This is a genomic window from Arenicella xantha (assembly GCF_003315245.1).
In the GTDB taxonomy this organism is placed as follows: Bacteria; Pseudomonadota; Gammaproteobacteria; order Arenicellales; family Arenicellaceae; genus Arenicella; species Arenicella xantha.
Genome location: NZ_QNRT01000001.1, coordinates 1,116,307 through 1,133,356, shown reverse-complemented (window position 1 = coordinate 1,133,356; position 17,050 = coordinate 1,116,307). Strand labels below are relative to the sequence as shown.

Sequence of the window (17,050 nt, the reverse complement as noted above, 5' to 3'; positions counted from 1 at the left end):
TTACCCCATAAACATGTTCATGTGGCCGAAGCGATTAGGCGAGTAAGCGCTGATTGGAAAGCTGGTTTCGCCACTCAGTATTAGCTCTGCCAATAATTTTGCGTAGGTGGGGCCGTAGGTAAAGCCCGATCCACCAGCTGCTACATAAAAGCCTGGCGCTTGATCAACGCCACCAATGATCGGCAGTTGATCTGGCGTGATGCCGGTGGTGCCGGTCCAACTGCGTAGAACATGCAGTTCGGCAAGTTGCGGCATAACATGGCAAGCGGTGGCCAGGTTCTTCTGTAATAAATCGACATCAAGTACGGCGCGATAACCGCTCTGCCATTGACCATTGCGCTGCGGTAACTTTGCTGACCAACCGCCACCGATTAGTAAATTGCCGTCATCGACCTGCTTGAGCGATAGCTTTTGACCGACATGTTGAATCATATGTTGCATGATTGCCGGTGCTTTCTCGGTGACACTAATCATGAGTCCAACCGGGAACAGCGGAAGGTGTAGATTAGCCATGCGCGCAACCTCGGTTGACCACGCTCCAGCTGCGTTGACTAATACTTTAGCGGTATACGTGGTTTCGGCTTCACCGTCGGTTTGAGCGCTCACTGACCAAACATCGCCAGTCCGCTTGAGGGCGTTAACCTGAGTCTGCATCTGTAGCGTAACGCCGAGTGCGCTTGCCTTACGTGCAAACGCATGTGATAACAGACGCGGATTGCAGTGTCCTTCGTCAGCGCAGTACAACGCGCCAATGACTGAGTCGCTCAGATACGGTGCTTTGTTTAACACTGCCGCTCGATCCAATAAGCTGACGTCGAGGCCTTGCTCACTTTCGATCTTACCTTTGAGTTCCAGCTTGGTCATCTGCTCGGCGGTTTCCGCCAGCATTAGTCCGCCGGTCATTTCAAGTTCGATGTTTTGTTCGAGTTCAGTTTCTAGTGCGCGCCAATCAATAATAGCCATGCGAGCGAGTGCCGCATAGAAAGACAGTTCTTCATCGAGAACACCGACGTGTTCGATCAGTCGGTGTTCTAGTTGAAAATGCAGTGAGCCGGCGTTGGCGCCCGACGCACCGCGATTTATTTGGTCGCGTTCGAGTACGATGACCGATGCACCACCTTTTGCTAGGTGATAAGCGGTGGCGACCCCAGTAAGGCCCGCCCCAATGACTATGGCATCGTAGTCTGTCACGCTTAGCTGCTAATAACGCCCAGATCTAGCAGCGTCTTACGGATTGCGGCAACATCTTGTTCTTCTAGCGGCAATATTGGTCGACGTGGAATGCCGCCTGGTAGCCCTTGTTGATTAAGTGCTTCTTTGAAGATCGCCTGAGCGGAGCCAAAGCGGCCGGTATAATCGGCATTGAACCAATCACTCATGATACGAATATCGCGGGCACCGTACTCACGTGCTCGATCTAAATCTCCGGCCCAAATTGCATTGTAGAAATTCGGTTGATCGCTACCCAGAACGGCGCCAGCGCCCATGGTTCCATCGCAGCCGTGTTTGGTGACTAACGAGATTCCCATGTCATTCATTGGTGCGCCAAATACTCTTACGCGATCTTTGACAGCAGCCAAAACGTTCACAAAGTGCGTCGGATTTGGGGTCGAGTTCTTAATAGCCACGACTTTGTCCAAGTCCGCCAATTTCGACAATAGGTTTAAAGACATATCGACATTGGTGCCCGGAGGCCAGTTATAAATGCATATTGGTAGCGCACTGCCAGCATTTACTTCTTTATAAAATTCGTAGATCTCACGTTCGGTCGGCATCATATACGGTGGAGGAGTGAGTAGGATACCATCAAACCCATTGTCAGCAGCGCAGCGTATATTTTCAAGCGCTTCAGGTGCCCGAAACGCGTTGCAACCCGCTATCAGGGTCAGTTTGCCATGCATATGCTCACCGGCAATTTCCATCACACGACGCTTCTCGGCGGTCGTTTGATTGAACCATTCACCTTGTGTGCCCAGTACGATAAAACCATGTACGCCTTTGCTATGTACCCAGGCGTGAAGTGTTTTAACTCCTTCCTCATCAAGGCTTTCATCCTCAAAGAAGGGAGTTGTTAGAGCCGGTATATACCCGCCCCAGTCAATTGAATCACGATCCATCAGTGTTACTCCTGTCAACTTTGACGCAAACCGACTTGTTCTAAAAAACAACACAATAGCGGATAGAAATCGATATGCAATAGCAATGGATTGACAAGTTTGTAGCCTTTAACGCAAACTAGGGATCCGATGTGAAACACAACAAAGGTAAAAATCTATGCCTAGTAATATCCGATTGCGCTATTTATATGAATCAGCTCGTTTAGGCACAATGAACTCAGCCAGTGAGAGTCTTGATGTTGCGACCTCGTCGGTCAGCCGCCAAATTGCGCAACTGGAAATGGAGTTGGGTTTACCGTTGATTGAGAAAGGTCGGCGTCGAATTCGGCTCACTGAGGCTGGTGAAGCTGCGTGTAAGTACTACCGTGAAAAGCTCTCGCAGGAGGAGGCATTCCTCTCGCATATAGAAGAGATGAAAAAAGTACGGACTGGCAAAATTGTGTTGGCGGTCGGTGAGGCGTTCATTACCCAAGGCTTTAGTGACATGCTGGATGACTTTATGCAGCAGTATCCGGGTATGGAGATCAAAGTTTCCACGTCGAACACCATTGATGTCTCCAAACAGATTCGCGAAGACTTGGCACACCTGGGTTTGATATTCGACATTCCGCGTGAGCCTGGTATCACTGCACGGCTCGTGCTTCCGCAACCTTTGCGTGTGATCGTTCACGGGCAGCATCGTTTGCGCGATAGTGGTGACGTAACCTTGCGCTGCATTCAGCAAGAGAGTATTGGTTTGCCGGATAACGGCTATCGAATTCGCCAGATAGTTCATGAAGCCGAGCAGGAAGAGGGGGTATTCCTTGAGCCGTCGTTGACCACCAATTCGCTGGTGCTGCTTAAGGACTTTGTATTGTCTGGCCGAGGCATTTCAATTTTGCCGGAGCTGGTTGTACACGACAAACTCAAAGATGGCACATTGGTTGCACTGGCATCGAGTAACCAAGTTCTAAACAGTACCCAGACTAGCCTAATTACACGGGTTGGTCGGCAACTACCGGTGGGGGCCTATCGGTTAATGAATTGTATTCAGGTCTATCTCAAAAGTATGACAGGACTAGCAGAGTCGCAAGATTAAAAAATCCTGCAAGTGTCTGAAAATGTTTTAGTTTGCATTTAAGGCAATGAAGTTGAACATAGTGTGCTATTGAAACAACTTTGAGATTGCTATCCAATACAGTCTAGTGGTCTGTCAAAAATAATTAGTGGAGAATACGTCATGAATACTCGAACCCGACATCGCGCAAAAGCCAGTCACGGTAAAGCGCACAAGCAATTCCTGCCTCTGTCATTAGTCGCCATTGCAATAGCCTCTGGAAGTGCTGTAGCGCAAGAATCAGCGATCGAAGAGATTGTGGTCACCGCTCAACATCGTGAGCAGAACATCCAAGATGTGCCTATTAGTATCTCGGCATTTAGCTCGAATGACATTGAAAGCAACATGTTTCGTGATGTGACTGACTTTGTTGGTCGTACGCCAAACGCTAGTTTCGTTAGCAATGGTGCTCGCTCGCGTAAAGAGATTAGTATGCGCGGAGTGACTAACTTCGTTAGTTCTAATCAAGCGCGCCGCACATCTACTTTCGGCTTCTATATTGATGGGTTCAATCTATCATCAAGCGGTAGTAACCCGCCGATTATGGATATTGAGCGAATCGAGATTCTACGCGGTCCACAATCGACCTATTTTGGTGCGAATGCACTTGGCGGCGGTATCAGTGTGACGTCAAAAGCACCGACGGCCGATGAATTCGGTGGATCGGTGATGGTTGACTACGGCAGCTTCAATACGCTCGACGTAGAAGGCACATTGAACATTCCAATTATTTCCGACCAATTAGCGGCGAGAATCAATTATAAAGATGTAAGCTCAGATGGAAACATCGAGAACATTAATCCTCTTGGTGGCGGTAATGATTCGGACTATCAGTACCTTAAAGGGTCGGTGCTGTGGACTCCTAACGATAAACTTTCTGTCGCATTAAACTTCGCCGACTCTGATGAGCTTGTCGGTATGCGTGAAGGTGTTCCTTCCGGCGTATTTTCTACGTTTGCTGGTGGTACGCTGTTCGCTAACTTCCCTGATTTAAATGGCGACGGGCTGGCAGATCCAGATCCAGACGGCGTTGGCTTTTTCCCAGAAAATGACGATAAAGTGAACTTCAATTCGCCACAGGAAATTGGTACTGAATACCAATATTACATCGCCAAGGTTGACTATGACTTTGACTCAATGTTGTTTAGCAGTATCACCGGCTATGTAGAATCAGATTATTTCCTACGTGGCGATATCGATGGCGGTAGCGGCGATTACTTTAATGAATTTCGCACCGTGCCGCGCGATAGCTTTACCCAAGAATTTCGCTTGCAAAGCACTGGCGACTCAAATTTGAGTTGGAACGTCGGCGCTTTCTATAACGATGACGAAGGCTATATCGACAGCAAAACTATTGTTGGTGCGGCCATGCCTTTCGGTTTGCCTGATGGCTTCATAATCGATAGCGAAGAGTCACGTGAAACCTCAACCGGTTGGGCGTTGTTTGGTCAAGTTGACTACTCATTCACTGACAAATTGTTGGTCAGTTTTGGTGGTCGTTACAGTGAAGAGACGATTAAGTCTGACATTGCTGGATTTGGTGGTGCATATACTCAAGAGTTAAGTACTGAAGAGAGCTTTACCGATTTTTCACCACGTTTCGCAGTTAGTTATGACGTGAGCGACAGCGCGACTATGTACGGTTCGGTGGCTAAGGGTTTCAAATCTGGCGGGGTTCAGTTGAGTCCATTGCCAAGCGGCGAATCTTATGATCCAGAAGAGTTGTGGAACTATGAAGTTGGCTATAAGGCCGAAATGTTTGATCGCGCGTTGCGTTTAAATGTTGCCGCGTTCTACATGGACTGGACTGATCTGCAAACTACGTTTCAGCAAGCTGGCCTAGATGAGAACGGTGACTTTATTATCTTTGGTGGTATTGATAATGCTGAGTCTGCTGAGTCTAAAGGTCTTGAGTTGTCGATTACTGCAGCGCCGATGGACGGCTTAGTGGCTAACATCAATATTGGTTTATTGGACGCTAAATACAATCAATTTGTCGCTTTTATCGACGGCGAGAATCGCGTTCTCGACGGTCGCACCATTCCAAATTCACCAAAGATGACCTTTTCAGCCGATGCTGAGTACAACTTTCCTTTGACTGGATCGTACGAAGCCTTTGTGCGCGGTGAGTATCAGTATCGTGATGAAATTGAATCGTCTACCTCGGCACTTATCCAAACAGGTTTCCCTTGGCAAGTACCAAGCTATGATGTTGCGAACCTACGTTTTGGTGTAAGAAATGACAATCTAAGTGTGTCGTTCTATGTTGAAAATCTGTTCGATGAAACTTACTTCACGAATGCCTATCAAAAAGCATTCTCAGGTGGTTTGTATATTGAGCCAGGTGTGCAGCGCATCGGTATGAAGGTTCGTTACAACTTCTAAACCGCATGTGGGCATTTTGATGAAGCACGCTTCTGATAAATGCCCACTTTGCTGTTGCCACGAAGATGTAATGATGTCTGAAAGCAAATTTCCTAGGAGGCTCAATGAATAAAACTCACCAACCGCTATGTCGAACTTTGCGCTCAGGCTTATTATGTCTAGTGCTCATTTTCAGTTTTACGACCGCCAATAGCAGCACATCGGTGCCGGCTAATGCCTCAGGTCAGAATTTAGTAGACAGCTATATAGAAGCTTGGACTGAATTTTACCCAAGTTCGGCTTTCGCATACGGCGACGTTAGCTCGGCGACAAGTTTCGAGACCTTCACTGAGTTAAGCAAAAACCAATGGCTGGCGTTTAATAAGATGACGGTTAGTCAAACGCAAGCGTTACTTGATACTGATTCGATCAATCAATCCTTGCGAATCGATCTACAAATTTTACTTGCCCAAGCCGAAAATGAATTGGCAGATTGGAGCGAGGACCAGCCGCTTACCGAGCAACCTCAATGGTATGCGGAGCAAATTTCACAAGCACTGACATCGCTATTGATCAGAGATCAATTGCCAGCACAGCAACGTAGTGCCGCTTTAGTCGCACGGCTTATTGGCATACAGCAGCTATGTGATACAGGAATACAACAGCTTAGCGGCGGAAACGCGCTGAGAACCGAAACCGCAATACGCACATTAAAGGGCACGCGAGAATTTTACGCCGGTAACCTTCGTACGTTGACCGCGGACTGGCCACAAGCAAGCAATACGCCGGATGATGCCGATTCAATTGGCAACAACATTGACTTAACCGTTAACGCGATTGAACGCTTAGAAGGCCATTTGCGCGATAAGATTTTACCTAAGGCTGGGTCTAGCGCCGCTATTGGGGTAGCGCATTACACGGCCAAATTGGCGCGCAGAACTTCCGGCAAGTACACGCCTTCGGTGTTGTTAGCCGAAGCAGGCAAAGAAATGCAAGACGTGCGAGCACTGATGACTCTGCAGGCGCAGCGCTGGCTCAAGAGTTTACCTAATAATTCACTCAAGACGGTCACGATCAGTGGGTCGCCCGAACAAATACTAGCCGCAGCGATTGACGCTATGGAGCAGGACCGCGAAGATAATAGCGCTGATTTTTTGGCTAGTTTTCGTACATTGACTTATGCTGCCGAGCGTTTTGTGGAGCAGCATCAGCTGGCCACGATTCCCAAGCCGACGACATTAACCATTGCGCTGTCGCCAACCCATTTTAGTGGTGCTGCGGTTGGCGGAGTGTATCCGACTGGGCCATTTTCGCCGCAAGCAGATACTATTTTTTATGTGCCATCGGTGTCTGATTCGGCTCCGATAGAGGCTAAAGATGGCTTCTATCGTTCGTTCAATACCCATTTCAATACGATGATCATGTCGCATGAAATGTTCCCTGGGCACTATCTGCAATACAAGGTGGCCGTGACCCAAGCTCCGGCAGTGCGCTCGCTGTTCGCTAACGGATCATATGTTGAAGGCTGGGGCAGTTTTAGCGAAGAGCTTATGCTTGACGCGGGCTGGGCAGACGATGCTCCGCTGACCCGTTTAGCGCATCTGCGTAAACGCTTAGAAAATGCTACACGCGCCTACGTTAGTGTGCAGGTAAATACCGCGCAATGGGGTGAATCTCAGGTGCTCAGTTTTGCGCGTGATGAAGGGCTATTAGCACCTCAGTTCGCCAAGAACCTTTGGCAACGCGTGGTCAACTCGCCGATGCAAATCACTGACTACTTTACCGGTGCGCAGCAGTTTCGACGGTTATTTGTCGAGCATAAGGCCAGTTCGCCAGATGCGCAGACCAAGCCATGGGTTGATGCGGTGTTGCAAGCCGGCCCCGTGCCACCTGTCATGCTGGAGCCATTACTATGATTAGTAATTTACCTAGTGCTAAAAACGGTACTAAAACCAGTGCCCAAAACAGTGCCCAAAACAGGAGCTTTCCAACCATGGTCTTCAAACTTAAAACGGCTCGAAGCTTAACTCTGGCGCTAAGCTTGGCGGTTGGTACGTTTAGCTGTAGTAACGAAGCGACGACTAATCAAGCGATTAATGAAAGTGCTGCAACGCCTGAAGTGGCTGTTGCGACGTCAGTGTCTGATAATGCCAAATTAGAGCAAATGCTGGAAGCCGTGTATCAGCGGCGGGTGGGCGACGATCCGGTACTTGGCTCGCGAGTTGGAGCGCAGGCCGCAGAAAATCCCTGGTTTGATTTGTCGTTAGCATCTTGGGATCGAGAATTTTCTGAGACTCAACAAGACCTAGCAGCGTTGCGCGACGGCATCGATGTAGATTCATTAGATGCTGCTGGTCGTATCAACTATCTAGCGTTTGAGGCGGATCTTCTTCTACGGCTTGAGCGTTACCGATGGCGCTTTCACCTGAATCCGATCAATCAAATTGTTGGGCCGCACCTCACGATCGCGGGCACACTATTAAATAGTCATCCGATTGATTCACGCGCGAGTGCGGAATTCTATATTCAGCGCTTACAGGCGGCGAATGTGCCGATGCAGCAATTGGTTGAGCATTTACAGGCCCGACGAGCACAAGGCATCGTAATACCTGCCGCAGTGGTTGAGCGCTTGATCGACGGTGCCAAATCAATCATTGCTGGTGACCATACTGATAATGTGATTCTTGCTGATTTCAACAAGAAGTTAGCTGATGTGAAGCTTAGCGACAAAGATCGCGTAGCTTTGCAGGAAGCGGCTACGGCGGCGTATCAGTCTGGTTTTGTACCTGGCTATGAATTGTTGATCGAAGATTTGCAGGTCGAGCTTACTGCTGCCAACCAACAGGGCGCTTGGTCGCTGCCGGAAGGCGCTGAGTTCTATGAATTTCTAATTGACCAATACACCACGGCAGACTTCAGTGCCGAAGAGATTCATGCGCTGGGGCTGGCTGAAGTTGCACGAATTCAAAGTGAGATGGATGAGATTCGTAAACGAGTCGAGTTTGATGGTGATTTAGGTGAGTTCTTTACCCATTTGAAAACCGACTCGGCATTCTACCTTCCTAATACCGATGCTGGTCGTGCAGCCTATTTACAGATGGCACAAGACTTAGTCAATAAAGCCAAAACAAAACTAGGCGACGTGTTGCCGTATGCCTTACCGCATCCGTTGCAAGTGCGTCGTATCGAAGCATTCCGCGAAGAGTCAGCACCGGTCGGATTTTATGAATCCGGTAGCCCCGATAATGACTATGTAGGCACCATTTACCTTGGTATGCACGACATGAGCAGTCTTGGTACTTATGACCTGCCAGCCTTACTTTTTCATGAAGGTTTGCCGGGTCACCATCTGCAGTCATCGGTGATGTTATCGCGCGATATTCCGCAAATACGTAAATATTATGTGTGGTGGTCGAATACCGCGTTCACAGAAGGTTGGGCTTTGTATGCTGAGTCATTGGCCGATGAGCTTGGTTTGTATGAAGACGACTATGCTCAGTTTGGTCGACTCGCTGGTGAACTGTGGCGTGCTTGCCGCTTGGTAGTCGACAGCGGTTTGCATCTTAAGCAGTGGAGTCGTGACGAAGCAATTGGGTATCTAAATGAAAACACCGCGAGTTCTGAAGAGAATAATGCGCGTGCCGTCGACCGCTATCTTGCGGTACCCGGTCAAGCAACTGCGTTTAAGATTGGCATGCAAGTCATTCGAGATTTAAGAACGGAAGCCGAACAACAGTTGGGCAGTGACTTTGATGTCACCGAATTCCACGCGCTGGTACTAGAAAATGGCCCGTTGCCTCTGTCTTTGCTAGGTAGCAAGGTGGAAGCTTGGGTTTTGGCAAAGAGTAAAGCAGCAACACCAAAGACATAAACTTATAACGAGAAGGGTAATAATATGAAGACGAAACTCGCATTTATCTCAGTTTTACTGACCGGCCAGCTGTTGCTGAGTTTGTCGGTGAGTGCTGCGACAACTGCCATCGTAGGTGGCACAGTAGTTAATTTGGATGGCGGAAAATCACTGCAAAACTCGGTTGTTCTAGTTAATGGTGATCGGATTGAAAAAATCGGATCTCGTTCTGAAGTTCAGATTCCTGCTGACGCTAAGGTTGTAGACGCAAGTGGTAAGTGGTTGATCCCTGGTCTAATGAACATGCATGTGCATCTGGATCTAATTCTGCCAGGCAAGATGAAGGCGGAGCTAGCGGGTGAAACCGAAGCGGCAATGGCGCTTCGCATGGCAGCGAATGCCCAGAAAATTCTACAAGCGGGCGTCACCACAGTTCGTTTACCAGGCGCGGATCGTTATGGCGATATTGCCCTGAAGAAATCTATCAATAAGGGTGAGATGGTTGGCCCACGTATTTTTACTGCCGGTGAAGCCATACTTATCACCGCTGGACATGGTTCTGAACCTGGTGTGGTTTATGCCGATGGGCCAGACGAGTTAGTAAAAGAAGTGCGCAAGCAAATTAGCTTGGGTGCCGATTGGGTGAAAATCCTTATCTCCGGCGGTATTGCAACCGATGGTGGCGCGATTGCGGAAGCGTTGATGACACCTGAAGAAATCAACGCTGTAGTTGATGCGGCGCATCGTTTTGGCGTTAAAGTGGCCGCTCACTCAGGATCTCCAGCTGCTACATTGGTTGCCGTGGAAGCAGGCGTTGACAGTATTGAGCACGGTTATATGCTCGATAGCAAAGTCCTGAAAAAAATGGCTCAGGCCGGCACTTGGTTAGTTCCAACCATTGTGGTGAGTCAGCCAGCAACACAACCATTCTTCGAAAAAATTGGTTCACCGCCTTGGTATCTAGAGCGTCGTAATTCGATGGGTAAAGTTCATTGGGAAGCGCTTAAGACCGCGATCAGTGAAGGTGTGAATATTGGCTTAGGAACAGATCAATTACCCAATGAGCCTAACGACGGTACTACTGCCACGGTTCGTGAAGCGGAATACTACGTCGAGGCCGGTATGACGCCTTTGCAAGCTTTGCGATCGGCAACGATAGAAACAGCAAAGATGCTTAACGCCGAAAACGATATTGGTACCTTGGAAGAAGGAAAGTACGCCGACATCGTGATGGTATCTGCTAATCCTGCTGAAAATATCAGCGCGTTGCGTTCGATGGATATGGTGATGAAGGGCGGTGTGATTTACCTTGATAGCGATAGCAAATAGCTTAGGCCGCGACCAGTCGATTGACTGGTTCGCGAACTTCAAAGTAATTGAAAACGTTCTTTTTATATAACATTTTTGTCCAGCGCTACATGCGGTGGTCTGGCGGGTTTACATTAGTATGAACTTTATTATCAAACTATTTCGAGATCTAGTCGGACCTACCGCGGTCATGGCGGCGGGCGCAATGGGGGGCGGTGCAGTCGCATCGTTTCTTCTGGCCGGCGCGTGGTTCGGCTACGACCTACTATGGGTGGTGTTATTGCTGCTGCCGATTTTTGTTATTTCGGTCGATTGTTCATCGCGGATTGGTGCGCTGAATCCTGATCAAGGTATGTTTGCGCTGATTAGGGCGCGGATACATCCTGGGCTGGCATGGTTGATCTTATTGATTAATGTGCCAGTGCATTTCTTGGTCGCGATGGGCCAGATGTCGGTTATTTCTTCGGCCTTCGGTACGGTGGTTGGGCTGCCTACCGCCGGCATTAGTGATTCGGCTACTGTATCGCTAAGCTTTGAAGTAGGTCTGTCATTGGTGTTAGGTTTGGCTATCTTGTGGGTAGTTTTCTCACAAGGCTATGAGCGTATGCAACGAGTTATGTCACTGTTGATGGTGGTGATGTTTCTGTGCTTCTTTATTGTGGCTATGCGTGCGTTTACTGAGTGGGAGGCGATTCTGGCTGGGTTTATACCCTCTTTGCCTGCGGACTTACCGGTACCGGGTAGCGACTCACCGCGTATTGCGACCAGTTCGATCATAGCTATGGTCGGTGCCGCGATAGCGCCAGGGGCTTTGTTAGGTATGCCTTACCTAGCAGCAAATGCCGGTGCCAATCGAGCGCAACTCGCGGAAGCTTTCCGCGGTGCGATCGTTAATTTAGGGTTTATCTTCGGCGCCTACGCTATTTTTGTGCTGATCGCCGGTGGTTATGCGCTGCACTCGTTGACCAACCACGCGAGCTTCGCCGATGTCGGCCAAGCATCGACAGTGTTGCGTGGAGCATTGCCACAAGCTCTGTCATTTTTAAGCCCAATAATCTTCTCACTCGGTCTGTTCATCGCGGCGATGACAACGCTGGTGGTGACGGCTCAAATTACCGTCTATTTCATGCTCGATATGTTCGGCATGAAATGGCGCTTTTCTAAAGACAATAAGAACTACCATCGTTTGGTAATTGCGTTTGTCGTAGCAGCAGCGGTGTTAGCTCCGTTCTGGGAATTCCCTGCCTTGCTCAAGGTGGTGCTGCTGATGGGAATCAACGTGGTGGTAATCCCAATGGTTTACGTGATCATGTTGATACTCGTAAACAAAACCAGCGTTATGAAAGAATTTCGCGCCGAATGGTGGCGCAACGCGGTGCTGATTATTGGCCTCGTGGTTTCACTTATACTCGCGGTGCATAAGGCACCTCTTTATTACACCATGCTTATTGGTTAATTGTTTAACGGAGGCAGAAACATGACTGACAGTAAACCCACTTTCCGCAAAGCCGACCACGTGTCGCTTACGGTTGAAAATATCGACGCCGCTATCAAGTTCTATACTGAAGTGATGGGCGCAACTTTAAGTTACCAAATGGGGCCGTTTGACGCAGCTGAAATTCCTCGAATGGAAGATGGTCGTGATTGGACCGAAGCGCATGTCAATGTTGTCGATGCACGGCTGAATATCGCCATGCTGCAATTGTGTGACAACTTAGGTATGGAATTGTTTCAATACGATCGTCCAGCCGATGCAAAATCCACGCCACCAAGAAACTGCGATGTCGGATGTCGGCATATCTGTCTTGAAGTGGACGACGTCACTGCGGCTATCGATCACTTAGTTGCCAATGGATGTACTGCTCAAGCAGGTCCGATTGTATCGGAGGGTGGTCCCGCTCCAGATTCGTTGTCTTGGTATGTGCAAGATCCTTTTGGTCATCAAATGGAGCTAGTGCAATATGTATAGTCTAGTTGCGTCGACCGTTGCACGGGCGCGGAACGCACAGCGATTGATCTTGATTGCCGCTTTTACGGTTTCGATTGTGATACCGGTTGCCCATGCCGCAAATGGCAAGGCGTTAGATCTGCCAACAATCTTCGCCAGCGATGAGTTTGCATCGCAACTGCCAACGGCTCTTAAATGGTTGCCGAGTGGTGATCAATATGCATTTTTAGAACAAGATGAAAATGGTCAGCGCATTGTCAAACGTAGTGTTGGCTCAGAGCAGCTCGCTACCGCGCTGACGCTAAATGATATTAGTGGTTTACCAAGCGATTTTCGTCTCACCGATTTTTATTGGCAGCCAGCTAATGAGTTGTTTTTATTGCAAGGCGCTGTCACTACCGATTGGCAAGGCTATCGTTATGCCGCTTGGTATGTGTATCAAAGCAGCGATAAAAGTCTACGCCCACTAGGCACAGCAGGCCAGCAATTGCAGCTCGTCAAACTGGCACCGAACGGCAAACATGCAGGGTTCGTGTTTGAGAACAATGTTTATGTTGCGGACCTCAGTTCTGGCAAGGTTAAACCAGTAACTCAGGACGGTAACGGCGACATTTTCAATGGTGTGTTTGATTATGGTAGTAGTGAATTTGGTCCATTGGATGCTTGGCGCTGGTCGCCTGATAGTAGCCATATTGCGTTCTGGCGCATGGATGCTACCGATGTAAAATTCTATCCAATGATCGATGAACTGCATAGTTACAGCGAAGTTCGACGGTTCCATTACCCGAACGCAGGTGAGAAACATTCGGTTAATAAAGTTGGCGTGTACAGCTTGGCGTCGGCGGACACACAATGGGTCGATGTTGGGCATGACCCCGACGACTACTTGCCGCAAATGCATTGGGATGCAAAATCCAATGGCGTCTATATTCAGCACTTAGCTCGCGACCAAGATACTTTAAAGCTTTGGTATGCTGAGGTAGGTAATGGGTCGGATAAGGAGGTAGGCAAAAAAGAAGTCAAGCTAGTGCTTACCGATACTGATCCAGCGTGGATCGATATCACCAACGACCTGCAGTCTTTGACTGATGGTTCGGTGATTTGGACTAGCGAAAAAAGTGGCTTTCGGCATATTTATCGTATAGCTGAGAGTGGTGAAGAACAAGTTGTTACCAAGGGGAACTGGTCGGTTGATGCGGTGCTCGGGGTCGACGAAGCGGATGGTTGGGTCTATTTTTACGCCAAGAAAGATTCATTGATCGACCAGCATGTGTATAGGGTTAATCTTGGCGACGCTAGACTAGAAAAACTGACTGCCCGCTCCGGTTGGCACATTTGGCAGCTCTCGCCAGATGCCCGTTACGCACTCGCAATTCATTCAGATGCGCGTACACCGCAATCGTTAGCGTTGGTATCCGCTGCTGGCGAATCATTGCAGACGCTGGTTAGCAACTCAGTGCCAGCATTAAATGATTACGCGCTAACGCATACTGAATTTATTACGTTTAAGACCGATGATGGTATTGAGCTAAATGGCTTCTTTATTAAGCCGCCAAATTTTGATCCGTCTAAAAAATACCCGGTTGTGAGTTACGGCTATGGTAATGCCGGTTCGCAGGTTGTTGTGAACCGCTGGGGAACACAACGTGGTCCAACGCAAGATTTGTGGCATCGTTATTTGGCTCAACAGGGCTATGTGATTTTCGCGATGGATAACCGGACAACCACTGGTCGCGGCAAGAAAGCTAAAAACCTAACTTATGGTGAGTACGGTAAGTACGCGGTTCTCGACTATATACAGGGCGTGGATTACCTGAAGACCTTGCCGTGGATTGATGACGAACGAATTGGTTTCTGGGGTTGGAGTGGCGGTGGTTACTTAGCCGCAGCGCTTATGACCAAGGCCGCACCTCGATTCAAGGTAGCTGTTAGTGTTGCGCCAGTAATTGACCTAACTCGTTACCAAGCTGTTGGTGTAGAGCGTTGGATGGGCAGCCCGGCGGAAAACCCTGAAGGGTATGCCGCGATGAACCTCATCAATTTTGCTGACAAGTTAGAAGGCAAGTTAATGCTGGTACACGGTACTGGCGATGAAAATGTTAAGTATGCCTTTACCTTGCAGTTCGCGGAGTCATTGATTAAGGCGAATAAGCAGTTCGACATGCTGATATATCCAAATCAGCGGCATGGTATTAGCGACTATCGCTTACATGTTTTCTCGACCATCACGCGTTATTTTGACGAAAATCTATAACATCGTATTCTACGGTAAACGACAACTATTAAGAGGCATAGCTTATGAGCATCGAAAAAATTAATCCTGAAGAGCTTTACGCGAGTGTGAACTACGGTTTTTCTCACGCGGTAAAGTCTGACTGTGCAGTGACCATTCATTGCTCAGGTCAGGTTGCTTGGGATAAAGACTACAATGTGGTTGGCCAAGGTGATGTCGGCGCTCAGGCGCGTCAAGCGTTGGCTAACTTGAATGTGGTGTTGGCTGAGTCTGGCGCCAGCGTTAGTGACATCGTGCGAATCCGCACTTATGTGGTTAATCACGATCCATCATTGATCGAGCCCATCGGGCAAGCGCTTGGTGAGTTTTGGGGTGACGTAACACCAGCCGCCAATACCTGGATTGGCGTGCAAGCGCTTGCAATGCCAGATTTCTTGATCGAGATAGAAGCGACAGCGCAAATTAACGCGGCGTCTTAATCCTAGCCCTCGTGAATGAGCATGGTTTGAAGTAGTTCAGAAAAATAGCCCAACTCGGTGCTGCTTAGTCAGTATTCGAGTTGGGCTTTTTTTGGTTTAGTCTGTGCAGGATGAGTTAGCTCAAGGCTTGCGTCTTCAACCAAGGCGAGCAGCGGTATCGTTCTTCGCCATAAGAGTGATGAATATTCTGCAATACGGATACGGTATTGCTAAATCCAAATGCGTCAGCCCATTGAATTGGGCCAACTGGATATGCCACTCCCAGTTGCATGGCCATGTCAATTGACGTTGCATCAGCAACCCCTTGGTTGGTGGTGTCCGCTGCTTCATTGGCCAACATGCACATGGTTCGTAGTACCACGAGACCGGGTACATCCTTGAGCATGATCACCTTTTTTCCAAGCTGATGGATAAAATCAATGACTTGTTGAACGGCCTCGGTGTTGGCGTTGGCCGCGCAACTGATGGCGAGCAACGGTGATGTTGCGTAGTCACGAGTAAGGTCAAATAGGACCGTGTTGGGCTGCTCGTTTCGCGCGGCTAGGTCAGTAGCCGTTAAGCCATTGCTCATTTTCAGGCAAGCGTCACCAAGCTTAATATAGGCGTGTTCACTGCTTATGCGAGATACTTTGATATTCTCTTCTTGGGCAAGATCGACCAAAGACTCGGCTAGCCCGAGGTCTCCGTAAACCTCGATGTGTGAGGTGCTGGGCTTGTCGCTAGCGAGGCAGTAAAGTGGCTCTTGTTGACTTGCTCCATCACGATAATCATAAAAGCCCTGACCAGATTTTCTCCCCAACAGGCCGGCGTCGACCATGTCATTTAATAGCACTGATGGTCTGAAACGCGGATCTTGGAAGTAGGCGTTATAGATCGATTCGGTTGCGGCTTGATTAATATCCAGACCAATTAAATCGATGAGCTGGAACGGTCCGAGTTTGAAGCCCATCGCGTCACGCATGATAGCGTCAATGCTGGCTACATCCGCTGCGCCTTCTTGTAGAGATTTTAAGGCTTCAGCGTAATAGGGGCGTGCTACTCGGTTCACAATAAAACCGGGCGACGACGTTACTTTGACCGGTTGTTTGCCCCATTCTTTAGCTAATGCGACGATAGCGTCAGCGACTTGATCGTCGGTTTTGAGTCCGCTGACTACTTCTACCAATTTTAATATCGGCGCAGGGTTAAAGAAGTGCATGCCAACAAATCGTTCAGGGTGGTCGAGCTGCTTGGCCAGCGCTGAAATGGAAAACGATGAAGTATTGCTTGCGATTATCGCGTCAGCCGCGAGTATTGATTCGAGTTGTTTGAATAGCGACTGTTTGATCTCTAAATTTTCGATAATGACTTCGATTGCCAGCGCACAATCTGCGAGTTGGTCTAGCTCGACAACCAGTTCAATATTAGCCAGCAGACGCGCCATGTCTTGGTCACTAATCTTGCCTTTATTGACGCGTTTTTGCAGGCTAGCGGTTAGGTCTGAGTAGGCTTTATCCAAGATGTCTTGGGAGCGGTCACACAACTTAACAGAGTAACCTTTACTTGCCGCAACTTGGGCAATACCTGCGCCCATGACGCCTGCGCCAATCACCGCAATATTGGCATTGGTGTTGATTGTTTTGGACATTATATTAGTCATTGGGCTATTGAGGTTA

General features: G+C 48.6%; 12 protein-coding genes. 9 read left to right on the top strand and 3 right to left on the bottom strand.

Going from position 1 to position 17,050, the window contains the following annotated elements; translation table 11 throughout:
* Nucleotides 1-1,191 (bottom strand): NAD(P)/FAD-dependent oxidoreductase, encoded by a 1,191-nt coding sequence (locus DFR28_RS04770; protein ID WP_113953128.1) that lies wholly within the window; start codon nucleotides 1,189-1,191, stop codon nucleotides 1-3.
* A 2-nt stretch (nucleotides 1,192-1,193) separates the two neighbouring features.
* Nucleotides 1,194-2,117: a dihydrodipicolinate synthase family protein gene (locus DFR28_RS04765; protein WP_113953127.1), complete on the bottom strand. Its 924-nt coding sequence runs from the start codon at nucleotides 2,115-2,117 to the stop codon at nucleotides 1,194-1,196.
* A gap of 157 nt (nucleotides 2,118-2,274) precedes the next feature.
* On the opposite strand from DFR28_RS04765, the gene DFR28_RS04760 reads away from it, so the two are divergent.
* The 9 genes from DFR28_RS04760 to DFR28_RS04720 all read left to right on the top strand — a co-directional run bounded on the left by DFR28_RS04760 (nucleotide 2,275) and on the right by DFR28_RS04720 (nucleotide 15,395).
* Nucleotides 2,275-3,195 (top strand): LysR family transcriptional regulator, encoded by a 921-nt coding sequence (locus DFR28_RS04760; RefSeq protein ID WP_113953126.1) that lies wholly within the window; start codon nucleotides 2,275-2,277, stop codon nucleotides 3,193-3,195.
* A gap of 141 nt (nucleotides 3,196-3,336) precedes the next feature.
* A complete protein-coding gene (locus DFR28_RS04755; RefSeq protein ID WP_113953125.1) occupies nucleotides 3,337-5,598 on the top strand; it encodes a TonB-dependent receptor in 2,262 nt (753 codons plus the stop codon).
* 104 nt (nucleotides 5,599-5,702) lie between these two features.
* Entirely contained in the window at nucleotides 5,703-7,493 is a 1,791-nt protein-coding gene (locus tag DFR28_RS04750) for a DUF885 family protein (protein ID WP_113953124.1), read from the top strand.
* Complete coding sequence (locus DFR28_RS04745) at nucleotides 7,490-9,448, top strand: DUF885 domain-containing protein (RefSeq protein WP_113953123.1); 1,959 nt, start codon at nucleotides 7,490-7,492, stop codon at nucleotides 9,446-9,448. The genes DFR28_RS04750 and DFR28_RS04745 overlap by 4 nt, the downstream gene beginning before the upstream one ends.
* 24 nt (nucleotides 9,449-9,472) lie before the next feature.
* Nucleotides 9,473-10,756 carry an amidohydrolase family protein gene (locus DFR28_RS04740; protein WP_113953122.1) on the top strand — a complete coding sequence of 428 codons (1,284 nt, stop codon included), beginning with the start codon at nucleotides 9,473-9,475 and terminating at the stop codon, nucleotides 10,754-10,756.
* Nucleotides 10,757-10,874: 118 nt separating this feature from the next.
* On the top strand, nucleotides 10,875-12,191 hold the full coding sequence (locus DFR28_RS04735; RefSeq protein WP_113953121.1) for a divalent metal cation transporter: 1,317 nt from the start codon (nucleotides 10,875-10,877) through the stop codon (nucleotides 12,189-12,191).
* A 21-nt stretch (nucleotides 12,192-12,212) separates the two neighbouring features.
* Entirely contained in the window at nucleotides 12,213-12,704 is a 492-nt protein-coding gene (locus DFR28_RS04730; RefSeq protein ID WP_113953120.1) for a VOC family protein, read from the top strand.
* Entirely contained in the window at nucleotides 12,697-14,937 is a 2,241-nt protein-coding gene (locus tag DFR28_RS04725; protein WP_113953119.1) for a S9 family peptidase, read from the top strand. The genes DFR28_RS04730 and DFR28_RS04725 overlap by 8 nt, the downstream gene beginning before the upstream one ends.
* A gap of 44 nt (nucleotides 14,938-14,981) precedes the next feature.
* Complete coding sequence (locus DFR28_RS04720; RefSeq protein ID WP_113953118.1) at nucleotides 14,982-15,395, top strand: RidA family protein; 414 nt, start codon at nucleotides 14,982-14,984, stop codon at nucleotides 15,393-15,395.
* 115 nt (nucleotides 15,396-15,510) lie between these two features.
* On the opposite strand, the gene DFR28_RS04715 is transcribed toward DFR28_RS04720, so the two are convergent.
* Entirely contained in the window at nucleotides 15,511-17,022 is a 1,512-nt protein-coding gene (locus tag DFR28_RS04715) for a 3-hydroxyacyl-CoA dehydrogenase (RefSeq protein WP_113953421.1), read from the bottom strand.
* Nucleotides 17,023-17,050: the final 28 nt, after the last annotated feature.

Bases quoted from the DNA above. Each gene is read 5' to 3' on its own strand.
- DFR28_RS04745 (WP_113953123.1), top strand. From the start codon at position 7,490: ATGATTAGTAATTTACCTAGTGCTAAAAACGGTACTAAAACCAGTGCC.
- DFR28_RS04725 (WP_113953119.1), top strand. From the start codon at position 12,697: ATGTATAGTCTAGTTGCGTCGACCGTTGCACGGGCGCGGAACGCACAG.
- DFR28_RS04740 (WP_113953122.1), top strand. From the start codon at position 9,473: ATGAAGACGAAACTCGCATTTATCTCAGTTTTACTGACCGGCCAGCTG.
- DFR28_RS04715 (WP_113953421.1), bottom strand. From the start codon at position 17,022: ATGTCCAAAACAATCAACACCAATGCCAATATTGCGGTGATTGGCGCA.
- DFR28_RS04755 (WP_113953125.1), top strand. From the start codon at position 3,337: ATGAATACTCGAACCCGACATCGCGCAAAAGCCAGTCACGGTAAAGCG.
- DFR28_RS04730 (WP_113953120.1), top strand. From the start codon at position 12,213: ATGACTGACAGTAAACCCACTTTCCGCAAAGCCGACCACGTGTCGCTT.
- DFR28_RS04765 (WP_113953127.1), bottom strand. From the start codon at position 2,117: ATGGATCGTGATTCAATTGACTGGGGCGGGTATATACCGGCTCTAACA.
- DFR28_RS04760 (WP_113953126.1), top strand. From the start codon at position 2,275: ATGCCTAGTAATATCCGATTGCGCTATTTATATGAATCAGCTCGTTTA.
- DFR28_RS04720 (WP_113953118.1), top strand. From the start codon at position 14,982: ATGAGCATCGAAAAAATTAATCCTGAAGAGCTTTACGCGAGTGTGAAC.
- DFR28_RS04750 (WP_113953124.1), top strand. From the start codon at position 5,703: ATGAATAAAACTCACCAACCGCTATGTCGAACTTTGCGCTCAGGCTTA.
- DFR28_RS04735 (WP_113953121.1), top strand. From the start codon at position 10,875: ATGAACTTTATTATCAAACTATTTCGAGATCTAGTCGGACCTACCGCG.